We start from the raw sequence: 5,134 nt of genomic DNA on the forward strand, positions 1-5,134 counted from the left end.
CACCACATTGCCGGCGCCTTCCAGCCCCACGGCGATGCCATAAGCCTGCAGCCCGGCGAGCAGCACCGTGCCGTAGCGCGTGTACTGGTTCATCTGCCGGCGCCCCTGCTCGCCCTCCTTCTTCAGCTGCTCGAGATGCGGGGACACCGTGGTGAGCAGCTGGATGATGATCGAGGCCGAGATGTACGGCATGATGTTCAGCGCGAAAATCGCCATGCGGCCGACCGCGCCGCCGGAAAACATATCGAACATGCCGAGCAAGCCGGACTGGTTCTGCCGGAACACTTCCTGCAGCGCGACCGGGTTGATGCCGGGGATCGGGATATACGTTCCGAGCCGGTAGATGAGCAGCGCCCCGAGCGTGAACCAGATGCGCTTCTTGAGCTCGTCAGCCTTGGCGAAGGCGGCGAAGTTCAGATTGGAAACCAGCTGTTCGGCGGCAGAAACCATCACCGAGCTCTTTCTCTTGCGACCCTATCGAGCGAGGTATGCGGCCGCTCGCGGCATTTCTAGGGCAAGTCCATGGCAAGCCATTTGTGACAGGCCACTCCGGCAAGCCCCTTAGGACTTGTCCTTTTTGCCAGCTTGGGGCTTTGACTGCTTCTTATCCTCGCCCTCAGCGATCTTGTCCTTCTTGGGCGCCTTGGCTTGCGCCTCTGGAGCCTGCTCACCCTTCGCCTTGGCAGCCTTGGCCGGCTTTGCCTCCCCGGGCTCCGCCGGCGCCTCGCCTTCGGCCTTCGGCGCCTTGCCGGACTTCTTCAACTTGGTCGCCGCGACCGCGTCGCGCTTCTCCGCGCGCTTCTTGGCCTTGATCGCATCGGCAGCGGGAGCCTCGCGCCCGGTGATCGACTTCAGCGTCACCGTGCCGCCGGCGGCCTCCACCGCCTTGATCGCCGGTGCCGAAGCTCCGGTCACCTCGAAGGCAAGCTTGCTCTTGAGCTCGCCATGGCCGAGCAGACGCACGCCGTCTTTCGTGCGCCGGATGAGGCCGGCTTCCTTCAGCGCATCGACGGTGATCGGCTGCTTGGCGTCGAGCAGGCCCAAATCGACCGCCGCCTGAACGCGCCCGAGATTGAGCTCGTTGTACTTCTTGGCGAAGATGTTGTTGAAGCCGCGCTTCGGCAGGCGCCGATGGAGCGGCATCTGACCGCCTTCGAAGCCCTTGATGGCGACGCCGGTGCGGGCCTTCTGGCCCTTGACGCCACGCCCGGACGTCTTGCCCAGCCCTGAGCCAATGCCGCGGCCGAGCCGCTTCTTGGCCTTGGTGGCGCCGTCCCGGTCCCTGATCTCATTCAGCCGCATGATGCTTACTTTCCTGCCTCGTCGTCCACGATGCGCACGAGATGATGAATCTTCGCGACCATGCCGCGCACCTGCGGGCTGTCGATCAGCGTCCGGCGCTTATGCATCTTGTTGAGCCCGAGCCCGATCAAGGTGGCCCGCTGAATTCCGGGCCGCCTGATCGGGCTGCCGATCTGCTCGACCACGATGGTCTTCCTGTCCGCGTTCTTGGCCATGTTGCGTTACCTTTTGGCGCTTCCTGCGGGCCTAAGCCTCTGCCTGGCCGGCGCTCTCGCCGGCGCCGTCTCTCCGGCGCGACACGATCTCGCTCACCTTCTTGCCGCGCCGCGCCGCCACACCGCGCGGGCTATCCTCATGGCGGAGCGCGTCGAAGGTGGCACGCACCATGTTGTAGGGGTTCGAGCTGCCGAGCGACTTCGCCACCACGTCCTGGATGCCGAGGGTCTCGAACACGGCGCGCATCGGACCGCCGGCAATGATGCCGGTGCCTGCCGGCGCAGCGCGCAGGATCACGCGGCCCGCGCCGTGCTGTCCGGTGACGTCGTGATGCAGGGTGCGGCCCTCGCGAAGCGGCACCTTGACGAGATTGCGCTTGGCGGCCTCGGTGGCCTTGCGGATCGCCTCGGGCACCTCGCGCGCCTTGCCGTGGCCGAAGCCGACGCGGCCCTTCTGGTCGCCGACGACGACGAGCGCGGCGAAGCCGAAACGCCTTCCGCCTTTCACCACCTTGGCCACGCGATTGATATGCACGAGCTTGTCGATGAACTCGCTGTCGCGGTCGCGGTCATCGCGGTCTCGTCTCTCGCCGCCCCTGCCGCCTTTACGATCTGCCATGACCTTCGGTCCTTTAGAAATTCAGCCCTGCCTCGCGGGCAGCATCGGCGAGCGCCTTGACGCGCCCATGGTAGAGATAGCCGCCGCGGTCGAACACGACGTCGGTAACGCCGGCTTCCAGCGCCCGCTCGGCGACGAGCTTGCCCACGGCCTGCGCTGCGGCAAGATCGCTGCCCTTGGCGAGCGACCCTTTGATATCCTTGTCCAAGGTCGATGCCGCGACCACGGTGCGGCCGGCATTGTCGTCGATCACCTGGGCGTAGATGTGCTTGGAGGAGCGGAACACCGACAGCCGCGCGCGGCCATGCGCCTTCCGCTTGAGCGTATGGCGCACGCGTTGTGCACGCCGCATAAATCCTTCGTTCAAAGCGCTCATGGCCGATCCTGCTACTTCTTCTTGCCTTCTTTGCGGAGGATGTACTCGCCCGCATAGCGGACGCCCTTGCCCTTGTAGGGCTCCGGCGGCCGGAACTTTCTGATCTCCGCCGCCACCTGTCCCACCTTCTGCTTGTCGATGCCGGTGATCACGATCTCGGTCGGTTTCGGGCACACCACCTGGATGCCTTGCGGAATGGGAAAGACGACGTCGTGGCTGTAGCCGAGCTGGAGCTGGAGGTTCGATCCGGCCACCGCGGCCCGGTAGCCAACGCCGGTGATTTCGAGCTTCTTGGTAAAGCCCTCGGTCACGCCGGTCATGAGGTTCAAAATCAGCGTCCGCGACATGCCCCACATGGCGCGCGCGTTTTGCGTATCCTGCCGCGGTGCCACCTCGATACCGCCATTCTCGAGCTTGGCGATGACATCATCGACCAGGACGTGCTTGAGCTCGCCCTTGGGACCCTTCACCGCCACCTCCTGCCCGTTCACCGAGGCGGTTACGCCCTTGGGAACAGGCACCGGCTTTTTGCCAATACGCGACATCGAAATCGCCCTTCGTCCTTAAGTCCTAGAACACACTGCACAGAATCTCGCCGCCCACATTCTCGGTGCGGGCGCGAGAGTCAGACATGACGCCCTTCGGCGTCGAAAGTATGGAGACGCCAAGCCCATTGGCGACGGTCGGCAGATCGCGCACTGAGGAATACACTCGCCGCCCCGGCGTCGAGATCCGCTTGATATCCTTGATCACCGGCTCGCCGTCGAAATATTTGAGCTCGATGTCGAACTCAGACCAGCCGCCGTTGTAATCGACGCGCGCATAGCCGCGGATAAAGCCCTCCTCCACCAGCACGTCGAGCACATGCTCGCGTAGCGTAGAGGCGGGCGTCGTCACCTTGGCCTTGTGACGCATTTGCGCGTTACGGATGCGCGCGAGCATATCGCCTAGGGGATCGTTGATGCTCATCAGTGGTCCTACCAGCTCGACTTGATCATTCCGGGAATCTGTCCTTGGCTCGCGAGATCGCGCAGCGCGATGCGCGACATGCGGAGCTTGCGGTAATAGCCGCGCGGCCTTCCGGTGAGGTCGCAGCGGTTGCGGATGCGCGTCGGCGAAGAGTTGCGCGGCAACTCGGCGAGTTTGAGCCGCGCCGCGAAACGCTCCTCGGCCGGAAGCTTGCGGTCGGCGGCGACGGCTTTCAGCCGGGTACGCCGCACCTTGAATTTCTTGGCCAGCCGGCGGCGCTTGTTGTTCCGCTCGACCATGCTCGTCTTTGCCATTCAGTCCTCCTAACGCAGCGTCAAGCCGCCAAGCCCTAGCTGCGGAACGGAAAATTCAAATGCTTGAGCAACGCGCGCGCCTCATCGTCGGTGGGCGCCGTGGTGCATACAACGATGTCCATGCCCCAGATCTCCTCGACCTTGTCGAAATTGATCTCGGGGAAAATGATGTGCTCCTTGAGCCCAAGGGTGAAATTGCCGCGGCCATCGAAGCTCTTCGGGTTCAGCCCTCTGAAGTCGCGCACGCGCGGCAGGGCGATGTTCACCAGCCGGTCGACGAACTCGTACATCCGGTTGTGGCGCAGCGTCACCTTGGCGCCGATCGGCATGCCCTCGCGCAGCTTGAAGGTGGCGATCGACTTCCGCGCCTTGGTGATCACCGGCTTCTGCCCGGCGATCAACGCCAGATCGGCGGCGGCGGCCGTTACCTTCTTGGAATCGGCGACACCCTCGCCGACGCCTATGTTCAGCACGACCTTGTCGAGCCGCGGCACCTGCATCGGATTCGCGTAGCCGAACTCCTTGACGAGCTCGCCGCGAAGCACGTCCTGGTACTGCTGCTTGAGCCGTGGGGTATAAGCGGTCTCAGCCATCGATCACCTCGCCGGAGCGCTTGGCAAAGCGGACCTTGCGCCCGTCTTTCAAAAACTTGTGCCCGACGCGCGTCGGCTTCCCGTCCTTGGGATCCTCGATCGCCAGGTTGGAAATATGAATGGCGGCTTCCTTGGAGATGATGCCGCCGTCCTGGGTCGCGGTCTGGCGCTGGTGCCGCTTGATCATGGCCACGCCCTTGACGATGGCGCGGTTCTCCGCCGGCATCACCTTCAGCACCTCACCGTGCTTGCCCTTGTCCTTGCCGGTGAGCACCACCACGTGGTCGCCCTTCCGGATCTTGAGCCCGGCCATCTAGAGCACCTCCGGAGCGAGCGACACGATCTTCATGTGCTTCTTGGCTCTGAGCTCGCGGGTAACAGGCCCGAAGATACGCGTGCCGATCGGCTCTCCTTGCGGGTTGACCAGCACCGCGGCGTTGCGGTCGAAGCGGATGATCGAACCGTCCGGGCGGCGCACGCCCTTGGCGGTGCGCACCACCACGGCCTTCATCACCTGGCCCTTCTTCACGCGGCCGCGCGGGATGGCCTCCTTCACCGAGACCACGATGGTGTCGCCGATCGAGGCGTATTTGCGCTTCGACCCGCCGAGCACCTTGATACACTGCACGCGGCGCGCGCCGGAATTGTCGGCAACATCGAGATTGGTCTGCATCTGGATCATGGCAGCCTCGGCCCTCTAGCTCGCTGCCTGCTCGCGCGGCAGCACGGTCCAGCGCTTCTGCTTG

General features: G+C 64.3%; 10 protein-coding genes and 1 pseudogene. All 11 read right to left on the reverse strand.

The features are described from left to right. On the reverse strand, positions 1-450 hold a 450-nt coding region (locus ACREC7_RS15620), incomplete at its 3' end, for a preprotein translocase subunit SecY (protein ID WP_431556618.1). A gap of 387 nt (positions 451-837) precedes the next feature. Continuing rightward, positions 838-1,302, reverse strand: a pseudogene (gene rplO / locus ACREC7_RS15625) (50S ribosomal protein L15); the annotation flags it as partial. A 5-nt stretch (positions 1,303-1,307) separates the two neighbouring features. Next, on the reverse strand, positions 1,308-1,517 hold the full coding sequence (gene rpmD, locus ACREC7_RS15630) for a 50S ribosomal protein L30 (protein WP_431556619.1): 210 nt from the start codon (positions 1,515-1,517) through the stop codon (positions 1,308-1,310). Between the two features lie 31 nt (positions 1,518-1,548). After that, positions 1,549-2,136 carry a 30S ribosomal protein S5 gene (gene rpsE / locus ACREC7_RS15635; RefSeq protein ID WP_431556620.1) on the reverse strand — a complete coding sequence of 196 codons (588 nt, stop codon included), beginning with the start codon at positions 2,134-2,136 and terminating at the stop codon, positions 1,549-1,551. A gap of 13 nt (positions 2,137-2,149) precedes the next feature. Continuing rightward, a complete protein-coding gene (rplR, locus tag ACREC7_RS15640) occupies positions 2,150-2,512 on the reverse strand; it encodes a 50S ribosomal protein L18 (protein WP_431556621.1) in 363 nt (120 codons plus the stop codon). A gap of 11 nt (positions 2,513-2,523) precedes the next feature. Then, positions 2,524-3,057, reverse strand: coding sequence for a 50S ribosomal protein L6 (gene rplF / locus ACREC7_RS15645; protein WP_431556622.1), 534 nt, complete (start codon positions 3,055-3,057; stop codon positions 2,524-2,526). 25 nt (positions 3,058-3,082) lie between these two features. Further along, the gene (gene rpsH / locus ACREC7_RS15650; protein WP_431556623.1) at positions 3,083-3,481 is read right to left on the reverse strand and encodes a 30S ribosomal protein S8; all 399 of its coding nucleotides are present in this window, start codon (positions 3,479-3,481) and stop codon (positions 3,083-3,085) included. 8 nt (positions 3,482-3,489) lie between these two features. After that, positions 3,490-3,795, reverse strand: a complete 306-nt coding sequence (rpsN, locus tag ACREC7_RS15655) for a 30S ribosomal protein S14 (protein WP_431556624.1) — start codon at positions 3,793-3,795, stop codon at positions 3,490-3,492. A gap of 35 nt (positions 3,796-3,830) precedes the next feature. Next, on the reverse strand, positions 3,831-4,388 hold the full coding sequence (gene rplE, locus ACREC7_RS15660; RefSeq protein WP_431556625.1) for a 50S ribosomal protein L5: 558 nt from the start codon (positions 4,386-4,388) through the stop codon (positions 3,831-3,833). Beyond that, entirely contained in the window at positions 4,381-4,701 is a 321-nt protein-coding gene (gene rplX / locus ACREC7_RS15665) for a 50S ribosomal protein L24 (RefSeq protein ID WP_431556626.1), read from the reverse strand. Before rplX ends, rplE begins: the two co-directional genes overlap by 8 nt. After that, positions 4,702-5,070 (reverse strand): 50S ribosomal protein L14, encoded by a 369-nt coding sequence (gene rplN / locus ACREC7_RS15670; RefSeq protein ID WP_370535060.1) that lies wholly within the window; start codon positions 5,068-5,070, stop codon positions 4,702-4,704. Positions 5,071-5,134: the final 64 nt, after the last annotated feature.

Source organism: Methyloceanibacter sp., from assembly GCF_050728395.1.
Classification (GTDB): Bacteria; Pseudomonadota; Alphaproteobacteria; order Rhizobiales; family Methyloligellaceae; genus Methyloceanibacter.

Bases quoted from the DNA above. Each gene is read 5' to 3' on its own strand.
- rpsH (WP_431556623.1), bottom strand. From the start codon at position 3,481: ATGAGCATCAACGATCCCCTAGGCGATATGCTCGCGCGCATCCGTAAC.
- rpsE (WP_431556620.1), bottom strand. From the start codon at position 2,136: ATGGCAGATCGTAAAGGCGGCAGGGGCGGCGAGAGACGAGACCGCGAT.
- rpmD (WP_431556619.1), bottom strand. From the start codon at position 1,517: ATGGCCAAGAACGCGGACAGGAAGACCATCGTGGTCGAGCAGATCGGC.
- rplN (WP_370535060.1), bottom strand. From the start codon at position 5,070: ATGATCCAGATGCAGACCAATCTCGATGTTGCCGACAATTCCGGCGCG.
- rpsN (WP_431556624.1), bottom strand. From the start codon at position 3,795: ATGGCAAAGACGAGCATGGTCGAGCGGAACAACAAGCGCCGCCGGCTG.
- rplF (WP_431556622.1), bottom strand. From the start codon at position 3,057: ATGTCGCGTATTGGCAAAAAGCCGGTGCCTGTTCCCAAGGGCGTAACC.
- rplX (WP_431556626.1), bottom strand. From the start codon at position 4,701: ATGGCCGGGCTCAAGATCCGGAAGGGCGACCACGTGGTGGTGCTCACC.
- rplE (WP_431556625.1), bottom strand. From the start codon at position 4,388: ATGGCTGAGACCGCTTATACCCCACGGCTCAAGCAGCAGTACCAGGAC.
- rplR (WP_431556621.1), bottom strand. From the start codon at position 2,512: ATGAGCGCTTTGAACGAAGGATTTATGCGGCGTGCACAACGCGTGCGC.